At 48.3% G+C, this 20,845-nt stretch carries 18 protein-coding genes and 1 tRNA gene; 16 read left to right on the forward strand and 3 right to left on the reverse strand.

Annotation, left to right across the window (positions count from 1 at the left end; genetic code table 11):
* Nucleotides 1–65: 65 nt before the first annotated feature.
* Together IPP66_17155 and IPP66_17160 are read right to left on the reverse strand one after the other, a co-directional pair.
* Nucleotides 66–389 (reverse strand): GIY-YIG nuclease family protein, encoded by a 324-nt coding sequence (locus IPP66_17155; protein ID MBK9927002.1) that lies wholly within the window; start codon nucleotides 387–389, stop codon nucleotides 66–68.
* A 127-nt stretch (nucleotides 390–516) separates the two neighbouring features.
* Nucleotides 517–2,313 carry an ABC transporter ATP-binding protein gene (locus IPP66_17160; GenBank protein MBK9927003.1) on the reverse strand — a complete coding sequence of 599 codons (1,797 nt, stop codon included), beginning with the start codon at nucleotides 2,311–2,313 and terminating at the stop codon, nucleotides 517–519.
* 77 nt (nucleotides 2,314–2,390) lie between these two features.
* Between IPP66_17160 and sucC the strand changes: the two genes are divergently transcribed.
* Both sucC and sucD read left to right on the forward strand, forming a co-directional pair.
* On the forward strand, nucleotides 2,391–3,524 hold the full coding sequence (gene sucC, locus IPP66_17165; GenBank protein ID MBK9927004.1) for an ADP-forming succinate--CoA ligase subunit beta: 1,134 nt from the start codon (nucleotides 2,391–2,393) through the stop codon (nucleotides 3,522–3,524).
* 6 nt (nucleotides 3,525–3,530) lie between these two features.
* Nucleotides 3,531–4,394 (forward strand): succinate--CoA ligase subunit alpha, encoded by an 864-nt coding sequence (gene sucD, locus IPP66_17170; GenBank protein ID MBK9927005.1) that lies wholly within the window; start codon nucleotides 3,531–3,533, stop codon nucleotides 4,392–4,394.
* A 126-nt stretch (nucleotides 4,395–4,520) separates the two neighbouring features.
* Here the strand turns inward: sucD and acpP are convergent, their stop codons facing one another.
* Nucleotides 4,521–4,754, reverse strand: a complete 234-nt coding sequence (gene acpP / locus IPP66_17175; GenBank protein ID MBK9927006.1) for an acyl carrier protein — start codon at nucleotides 4,752–4,754, stop codon at nucleotides 4,521–4,523.
* Between the two features lie 91 nt (nucleotides 4,755–4,845).
* Here acpP and IPP66_17180 point away from each other — a divergent pair, with 91 nt between their 5' ends.
* From IPP66_17180 to IPP66_17245, 14 genes are all read left to right on the forward strand, one after another.
* Complete coding sequence (locus IPP66_17180; GenBank protein ID MBK9927007.1) at nucleotides 4,846–5,892, forward strand: type 2 isopentenyl-diphosphate Delta-isomerase; 1,047 nt, start codon at nucleotides 4,846–4,848, stop codon at nucleotides 5,890–5,892.
* Nucleotides 5,893–6,632: 740 nt separating this feature from the next.
* A complete protein-coding gene (locus IPP66_17185; GenBank protein MBK9927008.1) occupies nucleotides 6,633–8,501 on the forward strand; it encodes a TIR domain-containing protein in 1,869 nt (622 codons plus the stop codon).
* A 98-nt stretch (nucleotides 8,502–8,599) separates the two neighbouring features.
* Nucleotides 8,600–9,217: an HAD family phosphatase gene (locus IPP66_17190; GenBank protein ID MBK9927009.1), complete on the forward strand. Its 618-nt coding sequence runs from the start codon at nucleotides 8,600–8,602 to the stop codon at nucleotides 9,215–9,217.
* 213 nt (nucleotides 9,218–9,430) lie between these two features.
* Nucleotides 9,431–10,453: an ATP-binding cassette domain-containing protein gene (locus tag IPP66_17195; protein MBK9927010.1), complete on the forward strand. Its 1,023-nt coding sequence runs from the start codon at nucleotides 9,431–9,433 to the stop codon at nucleotides 10,451–10,453.
* Entirely contained in the window at nucleotides 10,450–11,241 is a 792-nt protein-coding gene (locus IPP66_17200; GenBank protein ID MBK9927011.1) for an ABC-2 family transporter protein, read from the forward strand. The genes IPP66_17195 and IPP66_17200 overlap by 4 nt, the downstream gene beginning before the upstream one ends.
* Nucleotides 11,242–12,039, forward strand: a complete 798-nt coding sequence (locus IPP66_17205) for an ABC-2 family transporter protein (GenBank protein ID MBK9927012.1) — start codon at nucleotides 11,242–11,244, stop codon at nucleotides 12,037–12,039.
* A 6-nt stretch (nucleotides 12,040–12,045) separates the two neighbouring features.
* Entirely contained in the window at nucleotides 12,046–12,951 is a 906-nt protein-coding gene (locus IPP66_17210) for a hypothetical protein (GenBank protein ID MBK9927013.1), read from the forward strand.
* 56 nt (nucleotides 12,952–13,007) lie between these two features.
* Nucleotides 13,008–14,009, forward strand: a complete 1,002-nt coding sequence (locus IPP66_17215) for a polyprenyl synthetase family protein (protein MBK9927014.1) — start codon at nucleotides 13,008–13,010, stop codon at nucleotides 14,007–14,009.
* A gap of 92 nt (nucleotides 14,010–14,101) precedes the next feature.
* Nucleotides 14,102–14,173, forward strand: a tRNA-Gly gene (locus IPP66_17220).
* 106 nt (nucleotides 14,174–14,279) lie between these two features.
* A complete protein-coding gene (locus IPP66_17225; protein ID MBK9927015.1) occupies nucleotides 14,280–14,675 on the forward strand; it encodes a response regulator in 396 nt (131 codons plus the stop codon).
* Nucleotides 14,668–15,111: a response regulator gene (locus tag IPP66_17230; protein ID MBK9927016.1), complete on the forward strand. Its 444-nt coding sequence runs from the start codon at nucleotides 14,668–14,670 to the stop codon at nucleotides 15,109–15,111. The genes IPP66_17225 and IPP66_17230 overlap by 8 nt, the downstream gene beginning before the upstream one ends.
* A gap of 14 nt (nucleotides 15,112–15,125) precedes the next feature.
* Nucleotides 15,126–17,246, forward strand: a complete 2,121-nt coding sequence (locus IPP66_17235; protein ID MBK9927017.1) for a GAF domain-containing protein — start codon at nucleotides 15,126–15,128, stop codon at nucleotides 17,244–17,246.
* Nucleotides 17,233–19,173, forward strand: a complete 1,941-nt coding sequence (locus tag IPP66_17240) for a GAF domain-containing protein (GenBank protein ID MBK9927018.1) — start codon at nucleotides 17,233–17,235, stop codon at nucleotides 19,171–19,173. Before IPP66_17235 ends, IPP66_17240 begins: the two co-directional genes overlap by 14 nt.
* Nucleotides 19,170–20,837, forward strand: a complete 1,668-nt coding sequence (locus tag IPP66_17245; protein ID MBK9927019.1) for a GAF domain-containing protein — start codon at nucleotides 19,170–19,172, stop codon at nucleotides 20,835–20,837. The genes IPP66_17240 and IPP66_17245 overlap by 4 nt, the downstream gene beginning before the upstream one ends.
* The last annotated feature ends 8 nt before the right edge of the window (nucleotides 20,838–20,845 follow it).

Consider the following 20,845-nt stretch of genomic DNA (forward strand, 5'->3'; position numbering starts at 1 on the left):
AAGGACAATGCTTTATGTAAGCAAATTATTTTCCTTATGCACGCTTCGACTTCGCTACGCTCCGCTCAGCGAGGAGTATTCTTTTTAACTTCTTCTCTTCTTTTTCTTTCTACTTTCACAATTTCATGAATTCCATCAAGGTCGCCACGAATGAGCGCTTGCTTCTTTGCACGACTCCAACCTTTGATCTGCCGTTCCCATCGCAAGGCATCGTAATAATGTTGCGTCTCTTCAGAAGTCCAAACCAACTTCACAGGTCTACGAGAATACGTATACGCGGAAGGTTCAACACCTTCTTGATGTTGCCACAATCTCTTATTAATATCGTCCGTGCTTCCTGTGTAGTAGGAGCCATCAGAACATTCGAGGATGTAGACAAGATAAGGCATAAAAGTCTTCTCCGTCCTGAGCGGAACGAGGAGCGGTCGTTGCGACAAGTGCAGTCGAAGGACATGTTTCAATCAAACTTTAACTCTCCTGGTTACGCACTCTTCGGGTACGATGTCAACGAGGAAACTACAACTCATGCTCCTTCTTTATATCTACTTCCTCTTCCTGTATATCTTCCATCTCCTCTGCAAACTTCACGTGATCCACCAATTGCAGATCATGGATTTCTTTATACAGCCCACCAGCCTTGAGCAGGTCATCGTGTGTGCCGCGTTCGACGATATGGCCTTTATCCATCACGAGGATCATATCTGCGCGGCGCACTGTGCTCAGACGGTGCGCGATCACAAACGTGGTTCGGCCTTCCATCAAGTTATCCAGCGCGGCTTGGATCAACTTTTCAGTTTGTGTGTCCACTGATGACGTCGAATCATCCAAGATCAAAATGCGTGGGTTCATTAACAGCGCACGCGCAATTGCCACACGTTGACGTTGCCCACCAGAAAGCGTCACACCGCGTTCACCGACAATCGTGTCATATCCCTTCGGAAAACCTTCAATGAATTCGTGCGCCTGTGCGGCTTTGGCGGCGGCGATCACTTCATCCATCGTCGCACTGGGGCGACCATACGCGATATTCGCTTTGATCGTATCCGAGAACAGCAATGAGGTCTGCAACACAATGCCGATCTGCCTGCGCAACGTCACCAAGTCCACACTGCGGACGTTGTGCCCATCCACATACACTTCGCCTTCGGTCACATCGTAAAAGCGCGGGATAAGATTTACAAGCGACGTTTTTCCCGAACCCGTTTGCCCGATCAATGCGACAATGCGATTCGGCTCGACCTTCAAGCTGATCCCGTTTAACGAGGCTGTTTTCTCATCTTTATACTTCAACTCCACATCTTTGAATTCCACTTCACCGCGCAAGGTATCAAGCTTAATCGCGTCTTTCGGCGTATGAATCTCTGGATGCGTATCCAACACTTCGAACACACGTTGTGCGCCCGCCGCAGCTTCACCACCCGCATTGACGAGTCCCGTCAACTGCTGAGCTGGTTCGGCCATCATTAAGATGTAAGCGTTGAATGCAACGATCGCGCCAACCGTCAATGTCCCATCCATGACCATTTGCCCACCAAACCAAAGAATGAGGATGGTGCTGATGGAGATCAACCAGTTGGTGGTCGGCATGATCTTCGACCATTCGTCAATGACATGAACCCAGGTCTTGAACACTTCCTTGTTAGCCGATTCAAACCGCTTGGTCTCATATTCTTCACGTGCAAAAGCTCTCACCACCTGCACACCGACAACGTTTTCCTGCAAACGATTTGAAACTTCACCGATGGCCATATCCACATCAAAGAACAACTTGCCGATCTTCGTTCCAAAACTGGAGGTCATTACGATCAACGGGATCATGGGCAACAAAGCGATAACAGCCAGCCGCGCGTTGTCTGTCACCATGATGACCAGAATGCCGACGGACAAAATGACAAACCGCACCAGGTCTGCCACGGAGCCGCCTGCAAAACGTTCTATCGAACGGACGTCCTCGATACAACGCGAGATGAGTTGTCCGCTTTGGACATGATCGTGATAGGTGAACGGCAAATGCTGGATGTGGTCATAGACACGATTGCGAAGATCATAGCCAACTCGTGCGGCGATCCACTCAGCCAGATAGCGATTGCCCAAGTTCAATATTGCTGAACCAAGCCCAAGTCCAAGCAAAAGAAGCGCCGAGCGGATGAGAGCATCTGTTTCGCGACGAGTAAGTGCATCGTCGATCACAGAACGGATGATGCGAGGCACAAGCAGGCCAAGTCCCGTGAGGATCAGGAGCATCAATAGGGAAGCCAGTATCTGCCAAACGTACGGCTTAAGAAAGGTACGGATTCGGATTAAATGTTTCATAAGGGGATTGGGAGGATACCATAAAAACCGGGTGGTATAATGCCCGTGCTTTTGAAATCCACTTCAAGGGAAGACGCATGAAACTTCACGAATATCAATCAAAGACAATTTTTTCGAAGTACGGAATTCCCATCCCGAAAGGACGGGTGGCGGCTACCGCTGATGAGGCAAAACAAATTGCCGAAGAGTTGGGTGGCCGCGCAGTGATTAAAGCGCAGGTATTGGTTGGTGGACGCGGTAAAGCTGGCGGTGTGAAGGTTGCCAAAAATTCTGATGAGGCCGCGAATTATGCACAACAGATCCTCGCGATGGAGATCAAAGGTTTACCGGTGCGCAAAGTACTTGTAGATGAAGCCGCCGCGATCGCAACCGAGATCTATTTCGCCATTACGAATGATCGCGCCGCAAAGAAGCCGGTCATGATCGCATCGGCCGCAGGCGGTGTGGACATCGAAGAAGTGGCGGCGAAAACACCTGAGAAGATCATCAAGGTGCACATTGACCCATTGCTTGGCTTGCGCGATTATCAAGCCCGCGACATAGCCGCTTCGATCGATCTGCCGCGTGAGTTGTGGCGTGACTTTAACAAGATCGCTTCGGCACTGTGGCAGGTGTACAAAGATACAGATGCAGAACTGGCCGAGATCAACCCATTGGTGATCACAGGGGATAACAAGTTGGTGGCACTCGATGGCAAGATGCTGATCGACGATAACTCGCTATTCCGCCATGCGGACCTGGCTGAGATCCGCGATATAGATGAAGAAGCTCCCGCTGAGACGGAAGCTCGTCGTCACGGACTTTCTTTTATCAAGCTCGATGGCAACATCGGATGCATGGTGAACGGCGCAGGTCTCGCGATGACCAGCATGGATATCGTCAAGTTGTTCGGCGGCGAACCAGCCAACTTTTTAGATATCGGCGGCGGCGCTGGAGCAGAAAAGGTGGCGGCCGCGATGCGCATCATCCTTTCTGACCCAACGGTAAAAGCAGTTCTATTCAATATCTTCGGCGGCATCACCCGCTGTGACGAAGTTGCCCGCGGCATTCTCGTTGCGATGGATGAAGTGAAGCCGAAAGTACCGATGGTCGTCCGTCTCGTTGGAACGAATGCAGAAGAGGGACGCAAGTTGCTCGAGAACGCGAACATGATCACAGCAGAAACATTGGCAGACGCTGCGAAAAAAGCAGTTGCGGCGGCCAAGGGATAATTAACAATGAGCATATTAATCAATAAAGAAACCCGCCTTCTTGTGCAAGGCATTACCGGTAACGAGGGCATCTTCCACACCACGCAAATGGTTGCGTATGGAACCAACGTTGTTGCGGGCGTAACACCCGGCAAAGGCGGCGAATGGGTGCTGGATGGAAAAGTCCCCGTATTTGACTCGGTCAAACTCGCAGTGGATGCGACCGGCGCGAACTGCTCGGTCATCTTCGTCCCTGCCCGCTTCGCACCCGATGCGATGTTCGAAGCCGCCGACGCAGGCATTCCCCTCATCGTATGTATCACCGAAGGCGTGCCCGTACAAGATATGATGCGCGTGCGCAATTATATTGATCAGAAGAAAGTCCGCTTGATCGGCCCCAACTGCCCCGGCATGTTGACGCCCGGCGAATCGAAGGTCGGCATCATCCCCGGCAATATCGCCATCCCCGGCAACGTCGGCGTTGTCTCCCGCTCCGGCACATTGACCTATGAAGTGCTCTATGCACTGAAGCAGGTCGGCATGGGTGCATCCACCTGCGTAGGCATCGGCGGTGACCCGGTCAATGGCACCAACTTCATTGATGTGTTGGAAATGTTCGAACACGATCCGCAAACCGAAAAGGTTGTGTTGATCGGTGAGATCGGCGGGACCGACGAAGACAAGGCCGCTGAATACATTGCCGCAAACATGACCAAGCCGGTCGTTTCGTTTATCGCTGGTCAGACCGCTCCTCCCGGAAAACGCATGGGACATGCCGGTGCGATCATCGAAGGTAGTGCAGGCAGTGCCGCTGGCAAGGTCAAAGCCCTCGAGGCCGCTGGCGTGAAAGTAGCAAAACACCCGGAAGAAATTCCGTCGCTTTTGAAGTAACATCAACCAATAAAAGTAGGGATGGGCAGCTGCCCATCCCTACTTTTATTTTAGGAGAGAAACACGTAGAGCCGTCCATGTGGACGGCTCTACGGTTATAATCCTGATAACCCGTTAGGGTAATGACTACTTGTGTGAGTCAATGTAAGCGACGGCATCGCCTACGGAAGTGATCTTCTGCGCATCATCGTCAGAAATTTCGGTGCCGAACTTGTCTTCAAAAGCCATGATCAGTTCAACAAGGTCGAGAGAATCAGCTTCGAGTTCTTCACGGAAGCGAGCTTCCATTGTGATCTTTGCCTCATCAGCACCAAGCAAGTCTTTGATAATCGCCTTCACTTCGTTATATGTGTCAGACATTAGAGCCTCCTTTAGTTTTTTCGTGGCAATTGTACACGGTATAAAAGCCATGTCAAGCCAGAGATAATTACAAACACAGGAACACTACCCCATGCCAAAAGTTGCGCCCATAGACCAGCGAAAAGCCGACCATATCAAGATCAATTTGGAGCAGGATGTCCGCTCTGCGTTGACAACAGGACTAGAGAACTACCACTTCACTCACGAGGCTTTACCCGAGCTGGACTTAAATCGCATCGACACAACCCTCAACCTGTTCGGTAAACGATTGGCCGCTCCCATTCTGATATCTTCCATGACCGGCGGGACAGAGGAAGCTGGCGAGATCAATCAGCGACTCGCCGAAGCCGCACAGGAAGTTGGTGTTGCCATGGGAGTTGGAAGTCAACGCGCCGCGCTTGAACATCCCGAACAGACTCTCACCTTTTCCATCACACGCAAAGTAGCGCCCGATATTTTATTGTTTGCGAATCTTGGTGCCGTGCAATTCAACTACGGCTACACCATTGACCACTGCCGCCGCGCCCTGGACATGATCGAAGCCGATGCGCTCATCCTTCATCTGAATCCCTTGCAAGAAGCCGTGCAGGATGCAGGTGATGTGAACTTCGCTGGTCTCGCAAAGAAGATCGAAGAAGTCTGCAAGGAAATCGAAGTGCCTGTCATTGCAAAAGAAGTTGGCTGGGGCATCTCTGAAAAGACAGCCAAACTCTTAGCCGATTGCGGAGTTAGCGCCATTGACGTGGCAGGCGCAGGCGGGACAAGTTGGTCCCAAGTGGAAATGCACCGCGCGCCCGACGAATTCACCCGTCAACTCGCCGCAACATTCGTTGGCTGGGGCATCCCCACATCTGATTCCATTTTGAATGTCAAGAAAGCCGTCCCCGATATGACGATCTTCGCCAGCGGCGGCATCAAAGACGGACTCGACATCGCCAAGTGCATCGCCCTCGGCGCAACACTCGGCGGCATGGCAGGTCAATTCTTAAAAGCTGCAGCAGTTTCAACAGAGAAAGCGGTTGAAATGATGAAGCTGACGAAGAGACAGATTGAAGTGACAATGTTTGCGGCGGGAGTTGAAAAGTTGGAAAGTTTGAAGAATGAGAAATTAGTTAATTATTCGGAGTCGTTCAGATGAGCGATCAAGATATCCAAATCATACTTGAGCAAGCGAAGGAAGAAAGGTGGAAAGATTTATTATTGCTAGGAAAAGAATTAAGATCAGTTCCACCAGAGGTATTCGAACTGGTAGATTTGCTAACACTTAACATAAGCAATAATTTACTTACATACCTCCCTAATGAAATCAAAAACCTTATTAATTTACGGATTTTTGAATGTAGGTACAACAAGTTAACTAGCATTCCCAATGAAATCGGGCAACTATCAGAGTTAATACAATTAGACCTCAGAGGCAATAAATTATCTGCTTTACCTCCTGAATTTAAGAATCTCCAAAAACTTAAGAATCTACGGTTAGGTGGCGTAACAGGTTCAAACAGATTCACCGAAATTCCAACTGAAATTACAAAATTGAGCAATTTGGAAGCTCTCAACATCAATAACAATAACATCTCCGTTATTCCACAAGAATTATTCAACTTAAAAAATCTAAAATCCTTTAGCGCAAAGAAAAACCAAATCCGAGAAATACCCCCTGAAATCAAGAATGCCCAATTGCTCGAAATCTTAGACTTGAGAAATAATAATATTATAGGTATTCCCGTTGAGATAGCAGAACTTCTTTCATTGAAATTTCTAGACCTTAGAGGAAATCCACTTCCTATTCCAGCAGAAATTCTCGAAAGAACGGGACACCCTCAAGCAATAATTTCCGCTTATTTTGGCAGGAATGTAAGACTCGAGCAATTAAGAAAAATGATGGAATGGGGCCCTGATCGACACCCGATTTTAGAGGCAAAATGCTTAATCATCGGTCAAGGTTCTGTCGGCAAAACATCTCTTGTTCAGCAAATCCTTCACGGCACGTTTGATCAGAATCAAACCAAAACGGAGGGGATATCCATTAATCAATGGACGGTAGACGGTGGACAGAAGACAATAGAAAACCAATCACAGTCCACGGTCAACGGTCCATCGTCCATCAAATTGAACATCTGGGACTTCGGCGGGCAGGAGATCATGCACGCCACGCACCAATTTTTCCTCACCAAACGCAGTCTCTACCTGCTGGTGCTGGATGCGCGCCTAACGCAGGAAGAAAACCGCGTCGAATACTGGCTCAAGATCATCCAGTCCTTCGGCGGCGAGTCGCCTGTGCTGATCGTCGGCAACAAGACCGACCAGCATCCGCTCGACATTGACCGCACGGGTTTGCAGAAAAAATATCCAAACATCGTCGGCATCCTAGAAACATCTGCCAAAGATGGCAAGGGCATCGAAGAACTCAAAGCCACGATCGCAAAACAGGTGGATACCCTGCCACACGTCCGCGACCTGTTGCCTGAAACATGGTTCACAGTCAAATCCAAACTGGAGGAACTCGGCAGGGATAAAAACTTCATCACACAGGACGAATATCTCAGTCTGTGCGGCGCGAACGAAGTCACAGACGAAATCAGCCAGAATACACTCATCGGCTTCCTGCATGACTTGGGCGTTGTCCTGCATTTTCAAGATGACCCGCGCCTCGAAGCGCTCGGCATTCTCAATCCGCAGTGGGTCACCAATGGTGTGTATAAGATCCTCAACTCACACGAACTCTTTCAAAACCAAGGCACGCTCACCCTCCCCATCCTGAACAAAACTCTCACCCCGCCCGAATACCCTAGTAACAAACGCTTGTTTATCGTGGATATGATGAAGAAGTTCGAGTTGTGCTACGACATAGAAACCGACAAATCCTTCCTCATCCCCGACTTGCTCCCCAAAGATGAAATTTATACGGGCGAGTGGGACGATGCACTGGCGTTTCAATATCACTATAACGTTTTGCCATCGTCCATTATCTCGCGCTTCATCGTCCGTATGAATGCATTCATTTATAAAAACACGATCTGGCGTTCAGGCGTGGTACTCAAAAGCGGAAACAACACCGCACTGATCAAGGCAGATACTGAAGATAGAAAGATTTACATCTGGGTATTAGGCGATGTGACTACGCGCAGAGATTTTCTGTCAGCGATTCGCTTTGAGTTTGACGCCATCCACAAGACGATTGCCAAGATCGAAGTAACGGAAAAAGTCCCGCTTCCCAATTACCCGAGTGCCGTCCCTGTTGACTATAAACTTTTACTCCAACTTGAGCAAAAAGGTGTTACGACTCATCATGTTCAAGCAGGCAACGACATTGTCGAAATTACCGTCAGCGAATTATTAGATGGTGTCCGCCCGTCAAAGAATCAAGTTATAAAAGTGTTTATCAGTTATTCTCATCAAGATAAATCCTTCGTCAAGAAACTTGCAGGCGAATTAGAAAGTCAGGGCATGAAAGTCTGGTGGGATTTCGATAGTCTCAAAGGTGGACATGATTGGCAAAAGGAAATCGAACGCGGCATCAAGGGTTGTGATTTCTTCCTCGTCACCCTAACGCCAGACGCGGTCAATTCAGAATGGGTAGGGAATGAAATTCTATATGCCAGCAACGCGCAGAAAACTATCATCCCCTTACATTTAAAGAAATGCGATATTCCCATCGGTCTCATCAAGAAACAATATATTGATTTCGAGGAGCAAACGCAAAAGATAGCGCTCAAAGAGTTGTTGGGGATTTTGAAACCTGAATAACATGTAGGGGCACGGTCCCCGTGCCCCATATTGAATAACGGCGCAAGGGCGGGGAGACCCCGCCCCTACCTAATCCGATTCCCTGCTAAAATCGCGGGATGAACAATTCACACATCACAACCATCATCTTTGATTATGGCGGCGTTCTGTTGGAATGGAACCCGCACAATGTATATCACCGTTATTTCCCCGGACAACCCGAGGCCATAGACCAATTTCTCACGGAGATCAATTTCGCAGAGTGGAACGCCCAACAAGATAAGGGACGTCCATTTGCGGAGGCGGTGGAAAGCATCTCAGCAGAATTCCCCCACTACGCACATCTCATCAGTGCCTATTATGAATATTGGGAAGAGTCGATCACCGGCTCCATCCCAGGTTCCATTGAGATATTGAAGGAACTCAAGGATAAGAAATATCCGCTATATGGGTTGAGCAATTGGTCGCATGAAACCTTTCCCATTGCGCGGGATAAGTATGATTTCTTCGAACTGTTCGATGACATGGTCATCTCGGGCGAAGTGAAGATGGTCAAGCCCGATCCCGCGATCTTCGAACATGCATTGAACAAGTTTGGAAAGCGCGCCAGCGAGTGTGTATACATTGACGACTCACTGACAAATGTTCAGCAGGCGCAAAAAATGGGATTCCATGCGATCCATTTTCAATCACCCGCACAATTGAGGGAATCACTGCAAAGGCTTGAACTCCTTTGATGGTTCTATAAAAACCTTTCGTCGCGGGTTTAGCCAAGGAATAAATCCGCGACGAAAAATATCAAGGGGGATACTCCACGCATGAAACCACAAAAACCATCCGCTCGGACAGGTATAGACTCAACCATTGGGCAGGCCGAATTGCGCTCTCTAATATTAGAATATATGTGCTAAAATACACAAATTACTCCCAACTCAGCAAGGTCAACCAATATGAGTCTCATTCACATACAAAATCTCAGTAAACACTTTAAGATCCTTAACCGCCGTGAAGGTTTGGGTGGCGCATTCCGCGATCTGTTCTCGGGTAGTTATCGGACCGTTGAAGCAGTAGCAGATATCTCGTTCGATATTGAAGCGGGAGAGATCGTCGGCTATATCGGCCCGAACGGTGCAGGCAAGTCCACTACGATCAAGATGATGACGGGCATCCTGAAACCAACAGGTGGAGTCATTCAAGTCAATGGCATGGTTCCGTACGATAACCGCATCAAGCAGGCGCAGATCATGGGCGTGGTATTCGGTCAACGCTCGCAGTTGTGGTGGGACCTGCCCGTGATCGAGTCATTCAAGATCTTGAAAGAGATATATAAAGTGGATCAAAAGACCTTCGACCATCACATGGAGTTGTTCAACGACCTCGTGGGACTCAAGTCTTTATATTCACAACAAGTGCGGACGCTCTCACTCGGACAACGTATGTTGTGCGACATCACCGCGTCTTTCCTTCATAACCCGCAGGTGGTGTTCCTCGATGAACCAACCATCGGCCTCGACATTTCGGTCAAAGCCAAAATACGCTCGGTCATCAAGGAATTGAATCGCGAACGCAACACCACGATCATTTTGACCACACACGATCTTGGCGATGTAGAAGCCTTATGTCATCGCATCATTATCATCGACAAAGGAAAGATCCTGTACGATGGCAAAGCGACGCAAGTCCACACGTTGTTCGGAGCGTATCGCACGTTGAAGCTTCAAGTAGACAACTTCTCAGCAACAACCATTCACGATCTGCAAAACAAGCTCACTGAAAAGTTTGGCGCGGACCATGGCATCGTCGTATCGGAAACCGAAGAATTCTGGACGGACATCACCATCGATCAGGCACGTACACCGCTTTCAGATGTGTTGAATACGGTCATGACCAACTTCCCTGTGGCAGATGTGCGCATCGTGGAGATCTCAATGGAAAACGTCGTGCAGAAGGTGTATGACGGAGCATTGGCATGAAAAAATATCTCGCCGTCACACGAGGCTCGTTCACGATGGGCATTGTCTATCGGTTCGGGTTCATCTTCGCCATTCTGGGCAACATCGTTTATTTGGGTGTCGCTTACTATTTATGGAAGAGTATCTACAGACACGCCGATGTTATCCATGGATTGACATTCAATGAAACATTTCTGTATGTCGGCTTGGGAAGCGCCATTTTCATACTGCTCAAAACCTATGCAGACTGGTTCATCCATTACGACATCCGCGAAGGCACCATCGCCAACTATCTCATCAAGCCCATTGACGTTGGGTTGTACTCGCTCTTCTTTAGTTTCGGTTTCTTTCTCACAAATGTTGTCGCGATCACCGCGCCTACATTCCTTCTATTAATATTCGTGTTCAAAGTACAGTTCACGCTTGGGCCCGGGCTATTCCTATTTCCGATCAGTCTCTTGCTGGCGTTTTTCATCAGTTTCTTCTTCGATTACTTCGTTGGCTTGTTCGGTTTTTATACTGAATCAGTTTGGGGCCTGAGCACATCCAAAGAGATCATCATCACCGTCTTTTCAGGTGCGCTTATCCCTTTACAGTTCTTCCCTGATGCCATTCAAAAGGTTTTGTACTGGCTTCCGTTTCAGGCTATTTATCACACACCCCTGATGATGATCACGCGCCCTGAACAAAGTTGGAGTGTTTTTCTCCCCATGTTGGGTGTGCAACTTTTTTGGACTGCGGCACTATTCATTGGCACACGTTTATTCTATAACCAAGCTGTCAAAGTGCTTCGGATCAGTGGAGGCTAAATGCAGACCATCGGCGAATACATCCGTCTCTACTTCATTATCGAGACTCAGTACATCAAAGCGCGCATGCAATATCGCGCAGACTTTATCATCAGCTCCATCGGGATGTTCTTCTCAAGTCTCGCTACATTGGGCGTCTTTTGGATCATTCTCGAATCAGTGCCAGACCTCGCGGGCTGGTCACTGATGGAAATGGTCTTCATCTACGCCTTTTATATGATCGCCATCTCACCGATGCAGATCCTTTTCGACCACGCCTGGCAGATCCGTTTTCACATTCAACAAGGCACGTTCCTCAAGTATTACTTCCGTCCGCTCAACATGATGTTCTACTACATGTCCGAGATGTTCGATCTAAAAGGCATCACACAATTGATTGTTGGTTTTGGTCTACTGATCTATGCATCCATTCAGCTTCACATTGATTGGACACTGGCACGCTTCTTCCTCCTGCTCATGACATTATTCAGCGCGGCACTTGTACAAATTTCCATCATTGTCTCTGCGGCATGCGCAGCGTTTTGGGTCGTCAATTCATATCCCGTTCTTGGTCTCGCGTGGCGTCTGCGTGAGTTCTCCCCCTACCCCATGACCATCTTCGATGGCGCCTTCCGATTCACATTCACCTACATCATCCCCATCGGCTTTGTGGCGTTCTACCCATCACAACTTTTCCTGCGCCCAGAAGAAGTCTCACCCCTGATCTACTTCTCCCCCATCATCGGCATTGGACTCTTTGCCATCACCTACTGGATCTGGACAAAGGGCGTGAACTCCTACACCGGTACAGGATCATAAACGGACATGCGCCTCATCCTTAACTTGAGCTTGATCGCCCTTCTATTAACCGCGTGCGCCCCGACAGCGACTCCGCCTGCAACACCAACATTGCTTCCAACACAAACGCTCGCACCAACGCATCCTCCTGAGTCGTCCACGCTTGGCGCGGGTTTCCGCTTTTCAACGTATGGCATCGGCACAAATCCTGGCCCAGAGTATTGGGTTTCAACGGGGCAACAAATGTCTGCGAAGTTTACGGGTTCGCATCCCGAAGCATTATGGATCGTCGGTAATTTTCTCGGCGAAGGCATAACCAATCTCAGTTTCCGCGCCGACACAAATAACCCTAACATTACATCAGGTTATGCTGACATGAACGAAGAGACCCTGGATCTCTTCGACCAAAATGGTTTCAAAGTCTGGTTACAAGTAGAGCCTGCCAACGCAGACATGATCGAGTTAATAGACCTCGTATTGAATCAATACAAGCATCACCCCTCCGTCATCGGCTTTGGAGTAGATGTTGAATGGTACAAGTCAGATGGTTCTCCTATCGGTACGCCGATCACAGACGCAGAAGCCGAAGCGTGGGTCAAAGCCATCCGTGCCCACAACCCGAACTATCGTCTCTTTCTCAAACATTGGGAAACCGATTTCATGCCACCCACGTATCGCGACGGTGTGGTCTTCATCAATGACAGCCAACAATTCGAGTCTTTCGATCAACTCATGGAAGACTTCACTGCATGGGGTGAATACTTCACACCATACCCGGTCGGCTTCCAATATGGCTATCCTGCCGATAAACCTTGGTGGCGTGAACTACAAGACCCGCCTGCTGATATAGGGAATGCCATCCTTGAAAAAGTCCCGAACACAACTTCATTATTCTGGGTGGATTTCACGATCAAAGAAATCTTTCCACCATAAATTTAATCGTCAAGGGATATGTGTCTGTTACATTCATAATCAGGTAAAATTGATTTATGGACATCAAATCCCTTCTCCCCTCCATCGAATCAGAACTTCAAAAACAGGTTTCACGTCTCGATCAGCCTCGCACAAAACACTTCCATGAAATGATCACCTACCACATGGGCTGGACTGGCGAGGGCGCAGGTCCAGAAGCCACGGGCAAACGCATCCGCCCAGTGATGGTTTTGTTATGCACTTCGGCGGCAGGCGGTGATTGGCAATCTGCTTTATCTGCCGCGGCGGCAGTTGAACTGGTGCACAACTTCTCTCTTGTTCATGATGATATTCAAGATAATTCACCAAAGCGCCGAGGCAGAGATACCGTTTGGACGAAATGGGGCATGCCCATGGCGATCAATGTAGGTGATGCATTGTTTGTTTTGTCCAATCAAGCGATCATTGATCTAAAAGAAAAATACCCAGCAGAGATCGTGGTTAAAGCCGCAGAGATATTGCACAACACCTGTCTCGATCTAACACGCGGTCAATATATGGACATGTCCTACGAAAAGCGCACAGACCTCACGCCCGATGATTACTGGCCGATGATCGCAGGTAAGACCGCGGCATTGCTTTCTGCATGTTGCCACCTCGGCGCTGTGCTCGGCGGTGCTGATGAAGAAAAACAGGATGCATATCGTTCCTTTGGTCAGTATTTAGGGCTCGCATTCCAAGTGCAAGATGATATTCTGGGCATATGGGGCAACGAGGCGATAACAGGCAAGTCTGTAGCAAGCGACCTTGTAGAGGGAAAGAACTCTTTACCTGTGCTTGCTGGTTTATCAGCCAACAAGAAGTTTGCAGAACGCTGGAGACAAGGTCCCATTCATGCGTTTGAGGTGGAAGAGTTGGCAAAACTCCTTGCCACAGAAGGCGGCTACGGGACAGCACACGAAGCGTCGAAGCAAATGACCGATCTCGCACTGCTGAATCTACGTGAGGCTGACCCTCAAGGTGAGGCGGGAGATGCATTATTCGATCTGGCAGAAAAACTTCTTAAGCGGGAGCAGTAAGCGGGTCCGGTTTGAGGCGGGTTCTTCATCTAATAGAATGATGGTTGCTTGACATACCCCTAACGGGTCGCTATAATCCCTCTTGTAAATACGCGGGTGTAGTTCAGTGGTAGAACGCGTGCTTCCCAAGCACGATATCGTGGGTTCGAGTCCCATCACCCGCTCAGATGCCGAGGAGAGACTCTCTCGGCATTATTGTTTGACAATTGTAAGGTGACTGTTATGTGTCCCATATTGGGGCGTATTAGAATTAGGCCGGAGGTTCTTGCAATGTTGCCATCAGAAGAAAAGGGTACAATTCTTTACGTAGAAGACAATCCAGACAACCGCACGTTGGTTCGCCGCATCTTACTTTCAGAAGATTATAAGTTGTTGGAAGCCACAAACGCCCATGAGGCGCTTGAGACGATCAAAAACACCAAGCCGGACTTGATCCTGATGGACATTAACATGCCCGACATGGACGGTTATACACTGACAGCAAAGATCAAAGCAATCCCCGGCTTCGCACGTGTTCCGATCCTGGCGTTGACGGCAAACGTCATGCGCGGTGATAAGGAAAAAACGCTCGAGGCGGGTTGCGATGGGTATATTCAAAAACCGATCGATTTCGATGAGTTATTAAGAGAGGTCGAACGATTCATTGCAAGGAGTGCAAATGCCTGATAATGTCCTGGACACCCAGCCCATCAAGAAACCAAATATCCCGAAGGATGCAACGGTATTGGTGGTGGAAGACAATGTTGCAAACTTTGTCCTGATCGCACGTATGCTAGGGTATTTGGGCATCCATTGTGAATGGAAAACATCTGGCTATGAAGTGGTGGAATATGCCGATACGCTTCAGCGCCTTGACTTGATCCTTATGGATATTCGCTTGCCGTACGAAGATGGTTACGGCGCGTTGAAAAAGATCAGGGCATCTGAGAGGCTCAAGAGCATCCCGATCATTGCTGTGACTGCGGAAGCGAGCCAAGATCAAATGGCAAAAGCTCAAGATTCAGGCTTTGATGGTTTTCTGGGCAAACCCCTTGACCCAGACCGGTTTCCCGACCAGATTCGCCGCATTCTTGCAGGCGAGGCGGTCTGGGAATTTAATTAACCCACACTGCTTCAATGACAACCAATAAATCGAATGGAACGCCCTTCTTTGTAACAGTATTTTTTACTGCCGTGGGTAATCGCCTGCAACTTACCCAGTTCTCAGACCCACAAAGCAAGGATACCCAGATCACCATTCCACGCGGAACAGAATTAACGCGTGACGAAATGGAATTGCATCTCAAGGACGGCCCACTAACCGTCAACTTGCTGGATGAGGCAACCATACCACCGCCTCTGCTTGCTTATCCCAAACAATTGGGATGCAAAATAGCCGCGTATGTACCCATTCTTCAAGAAGGACGACTACGCGGTGTTGTGTTAATTGGGGCACGAGACGGTCAAATTATTGACGAGGATGTGGTCAATGCATTCAGTCGCACAATACGGCTGACTGCGAACTCCATCACCCACAAATCATCCACTACTGAACCAGTCAACGATCGCCGCACTTCTGAAATGAGGGCACTCAATTTACTTGCATCAAGTGCAGCGTCTTTCAATGATCTGCAATCTTTTTACGAAACCATTCACGATCACGTCCGCAATGTGATCGGCGATTTCAGTTTTGTCATTGCCCTTTACGAACAAAAAACCAACTCGATCAGCATACCTTTCATGTATGACGAAGGGAAACTTTCAACCACTGAGGCTTTCCCACTTGGCGAAGGTCTTACTTCTATTTTGATCCGCACTCGCGAACCACTCATGATCGTGGAAGACACAATGAATCGGTCCATCGCCATGGGAGCCAAAGTCACTGGCAACAGGCCTGCTCAATCATGGATGGGCGTTCCGCTTTTAGCGCAAGGCGAGGCGATTGGTGCGCTCATCGTACAAGATAACGAAAAAGAGCGTAGTTTCAACGAAGATGATCTGCGCTTCCTAACTGCGGTAGCCAATCAAGTTTCCGGTACGATATACAACATTCGCATCTTGGATGAAAGTCGCTGGACAGCGCTTCAATTTGAGACGGCGGCAGAGATCGCCCGTGATATTAGCAGTTCATTGAATCTGGATGAGTTGTTGCAAAAAGCTGTTAATCTGATCAGTGCCCGTTTCCATTTTTATCACGCCAGTGTTTTTCTCAGAGACCCCATCGGTGAGTATGTTGTTATCCGTGAGGCATCAGGTGATGCTGGCACACAATTGAAAAGAGCCAGTTACAGACTCGGTATCGGGTCAAAGTCCATTGTAGGTTTTGTAGCAAGCAAAGGCGAGAAGCTGATCGTCAATGACACAACTCGCGACGCTACTTACTATCCTAATCCCCTCTTACCCAATACGCGCGCAGAAGCTGCCATCCCATTGAACATTGGTGATCGTATCGTGGGTGTACTAGACGTACAAAGTAACGCACCCTACTCTTTCTCTGATGACAACCTGCGTACGCTTCAAATCCTTGCCGATCAATTAGCAATCGCGGTTGTTAACACAGAGCTTTTCGCAGAGACACAAGAACACCTCGCGCAACATCGATTGCTCCACCACATTACAACTACTGCCGCATCCGGTACAACTTTGAGCGAAGCCTTGCAATCTGCGGTCAACGGACTTCAGGTCACCCTTGGTGGAGACCGGGTTTCCATTTTGCTGGCTGACCGCGAAAAGAAACATCTGGAAGTTAAAGCCGCAGTTGGGTATGGACCCGAGATCTATGATCTCAAAATACCCATTGGCAATGGCATCACAGGTTGGGCCGCAAAGAACAAACGGCCGATACGAACCGGCAATGTCAAAGAAGATACACGTTATATTGAAGGAAGCATCAATACCAAATCTGAGCTTGCCATTCCCATGATTTACCGAAGCGAGTTACTTGGTGTGTTGAATGTGGAAAGTGAACAGATCAACGCCTACACAGAAAGCGACGAGGAATTGCTCGGCACGTTGGGTGGCAGTCTCGCTGCGATCATAGCGAACGCTCGTCTGTTGGAGCAAATCCGTGCGCAGGCTGACCGCGAACGTATCCTCTTTGAGATTACAGACAAGATCCGCCGCACAACCGACCTTCAAACCATTCTGACAACAACCGTCAGTGAATTGACTAGAGCCACAGGCGCAAGTAAGGTACATATCAAGGCAGGCACCACTACCGATGAAGCGCAAACAAGGATCGGCGATGAATCGAATTAATTTTGACTCAGTCCTAAAACGGACGGGCGAATGGTACATCATTATCGTGATCGCCATTAGCCAGGTTATTGGCTTATTGGGGTCCATTCCTGGCATCCTATCCGTTCAATGGAATGTTGAATTCAACCCGGCTATTGGACAGTTGCTTTCATCACTTGGGTTTGGTTTGTGGGCTATCAGTCAGGTCATTGTTCTTATCATTTGCTGGCAGATCACACCGAACGCAAGGAATCAAATTACCCTTTTTGTATTCGGGATAAAAGAACCAGACAAAGAGAAGGAACTTACGGCGTGGAAAGAGATCACCAATCTTGTCACGCAGTATGGGGTCATCGCATTTTTTGTAAATATCGTTATCACCGTGCTTGTCCCTTTCCTCATTGTATCTCTGCGTAGAGATACCTTAACCCTGGTTGCTGAATCACATATTATTAATTCCCCAGCCCCAGTCTATATCCTCCTGGGCGGATTTGCTGCTGTTTGTGGCGCTACCATTCTAAGCATGTTTTTTATTGGACGCCTTACGATCCCAGCAAGAGTCGTCCTACTCCCAAAAGACTTGGATACTCAACTTCTAGGACGCACGGGAACATTGCTTGGACCCCGATTTCAGATCATACACCTTACACTGGTTCTCATAACCGTGGCAGTGATGGCTCCGATCGGGTATCAACAAGTGATACAGACTTTATCCACGAATGGCAACCATCTACAAATACTCAGCGACCTACAAATCCGATTTTTGCTTTTAAGTGTTCTCGTCATCCTTCTCGGCGCAGGTTTTTCTTTCTTCTCTTTGCAATCTATTTCAGGGCCCATCAGAAATCTGATTGATGTACTTCAAAAAATCGAACAGGGCGATCTCTCACAGCGCGTCCCTGTTCTTGCAACTGACGAATTCGCTACTGTGGCAGTTCAATTCAACCGCATGATCACGCGTTTTGAAGAGTTCCAATCATCATTGGAAAATCAGGTTTCAAAGCGCACAAAACAATTAGCCGCCACTAACGAGGTGGGAAGAGTAGCCTCGTCCATTCTTGACCCTGATGAACTCCTACCCAAAATCGCCAATCTGATCACAGAACAATTCGATTACTACTATGCGGCCATTTACCTTCTGGATGCGAGTGAGAAATGGGTCGAACTCAGAGAAGCTACTGGACAGGCAGGTAATGTTCTCAAACAAAACCGTCACCGTCTTGAAGTTACAGGCAGAAGCATGGTGGCGGCATCCATCCGCGAAAAAGCCCCGCGCATTGTACAAAATACAGCGGAGGAAAAACAACATGTGGATAATCCTCTCCTCCCCTACACACGCTCAGAAATCGCTCTACCCCTGATGGTCGGTAATCGCGTGCTTGGGGCGTTGGATGTTCAATCCACAAAGCCCGCAGACTTTGGCACAGACGCAATAGAAACCATGCAAAATATGGCCGTACAAGTCGCAATCGCCCTTGAGAATGCACGCCTGTTCCAAGAAGCTCAACAAAGCATCAGGGAATTACGTGCGATCCAAAAACAGTATCTACTTGAAGGCTGGAATAACATCAGATCGTACAACGAGGAACTTGAATACGGCGTTGGCGATATGGGTGAAACCGAACATCAAGTGATCGAAAGCCCTATTAATCTTCGCGATCAGGTCTTCGGTCAAATCAGCCTTGAAAAAACTGATGACTGGACTCCAGAACAACGTTCCCTTGTTGATGCAGTTGCCGCACAGGCCGCCATTGCACTTGAGAATGCACGTCTCGTTTCTGAAAGCCGCCAGATCGCTTTGCGAGAACGTACTTTGACAGAGATCAACTCCAAAATATGGTCATCCCCAACCATTGAAAGCATTCTACAAAACGTCATTAAAGAATTAGGCAAACGATTGGATACATCCAATGCCAGCATCGAACTAAACCTGGATGATGAGCTATGATAAACCCAGAAAAAGACTTTTTAGATCAGGCTAAAATAACTTTCTTTAGTTATGACCAGTGGCGAGAAAAATTTCTCAACACTGTTCTGTGGTTCATGTCTGCGCTTGGCATTGGACTTGTCGTTGCAAATGTCCCATCGGCAACAAGCCTTGAATTGGTTATCTTTGTAATACTTGCTATTTCCTTATTAGCCGCCACAATGCTACCCATCCCTTATACGATCAAAGCGGGAACAATGATCGCTGTTGGGTATTTTGTTGGTTTATATAACGTAATAGGTTCTGGGCCATGGGCTGACGGAACTGTATTTTTTCTGGCAGTCAGCATATTCACATCATTATTATTTGATGGAAGAAGCGATTGGTATATGTTTGCTCTCAACGTGCTCAGCCTTGTTGTTATGAGCATATTGGATCTCACAGGCGTGTTTCACATAACTCAAGCCGGACTTCCTCCAGCAAAATTTGGGTTGTGGTTGACATATTCTGCAGACTATATTGCGTTAGCGATTGCCAGCATATGGGCAATCAATCTATTGAAAGCGGAATTTAAAACAATTTCCGAACAATTCCGTTCGGCCCTCTTTTTTGTCACAAAAGATCGTACAGAACTCGAACGTCGTGTGGATGAGCGCACAATAGGTCTTGTCAGAAAAACCGATCAACTTCGCGCCGCCTCCTACATAGCTCACCAGACGGCCGAATCACAGGATATGGAATCGATCATCACTAACGTAGTGAACCTTGTGACGGAGCAATTTGGTTTCTACCATACAGGTCTGTTCCTGATGAATGAAACCGGCGACGAGGTCGTTCTGCAAGCCGCATCATCGGAAGGCGGCAAATTGATGCTCGAAAGAGGATACTCAGCCAAAGTAGATGCTCATGGAAGTTTGGTTGGCATGGTAGCCGCTCAGAAAAAGCCGCGCATCGCTCTGGACGTTGGGGCTGATGCTGTTTCCTTCAACAATACAGACCTCCCTATGACTCGCTCAGAGGTAGCGATACCATTGTTAGTGCACAACAGAGTACTGGGCGTTCTCGATATCCAATCAGACCAGCAACAGGCATTCAAAGTAGATGATATTGATGTTTTGCAGACGCTTACAGATCAGGTCGCTGTAGCGATTGAAAATGCACGTTTATTGGACGAGGCTCAATCGGCACTTTTGCAGATCGAGGCGTTGACAACCGTCCGCACGCGCGAAGCGTGGAATCAAAAAATTCAAAAAGGCAACTACACCTATACATATACCCCACTTGGCTTGCGTGCCGGGAAAGAATCCGAAGATGGCGAAAAAGCATTGAATGTCCCTATTGTTCTAAAAGGACAAAAGATCGGGACCATTTCGTTATCCCGCAAGGGCAACAACACATCCTGGACCGGTCTTGATCAGGACCTTGTCAATGAAGTTGCATACCAGACCGGGCTGGCAATAGACAATATCCGCCTTGTAGAAGACGCCACACAACGTGCCAAACAAGAGCAAACCGTTGGTGAGCTTGCCACCCGCTTTAGTCAGTCATTGGACATTGACAGTCTGTTGCAAACAGCTGCTCGCGAACTTGGTCAGGTGACAGATGTATCCGAAGTTTCCATATTCATAGGCCAAATCCCTGAACAAGCCACGCAGAAAAAACGCGCAAAACGGACTGCCAGTTGAGGATGCGA

Source organism: Candidatus Defluviilinea proxima (assembly GCA_016721115.1).
Lineage (GTDB): Bacteria > Chloroflexota > Anaerolineae > Anaerolineales > Villigracilaceae > Defluviilinea > Defluviilinea proxima.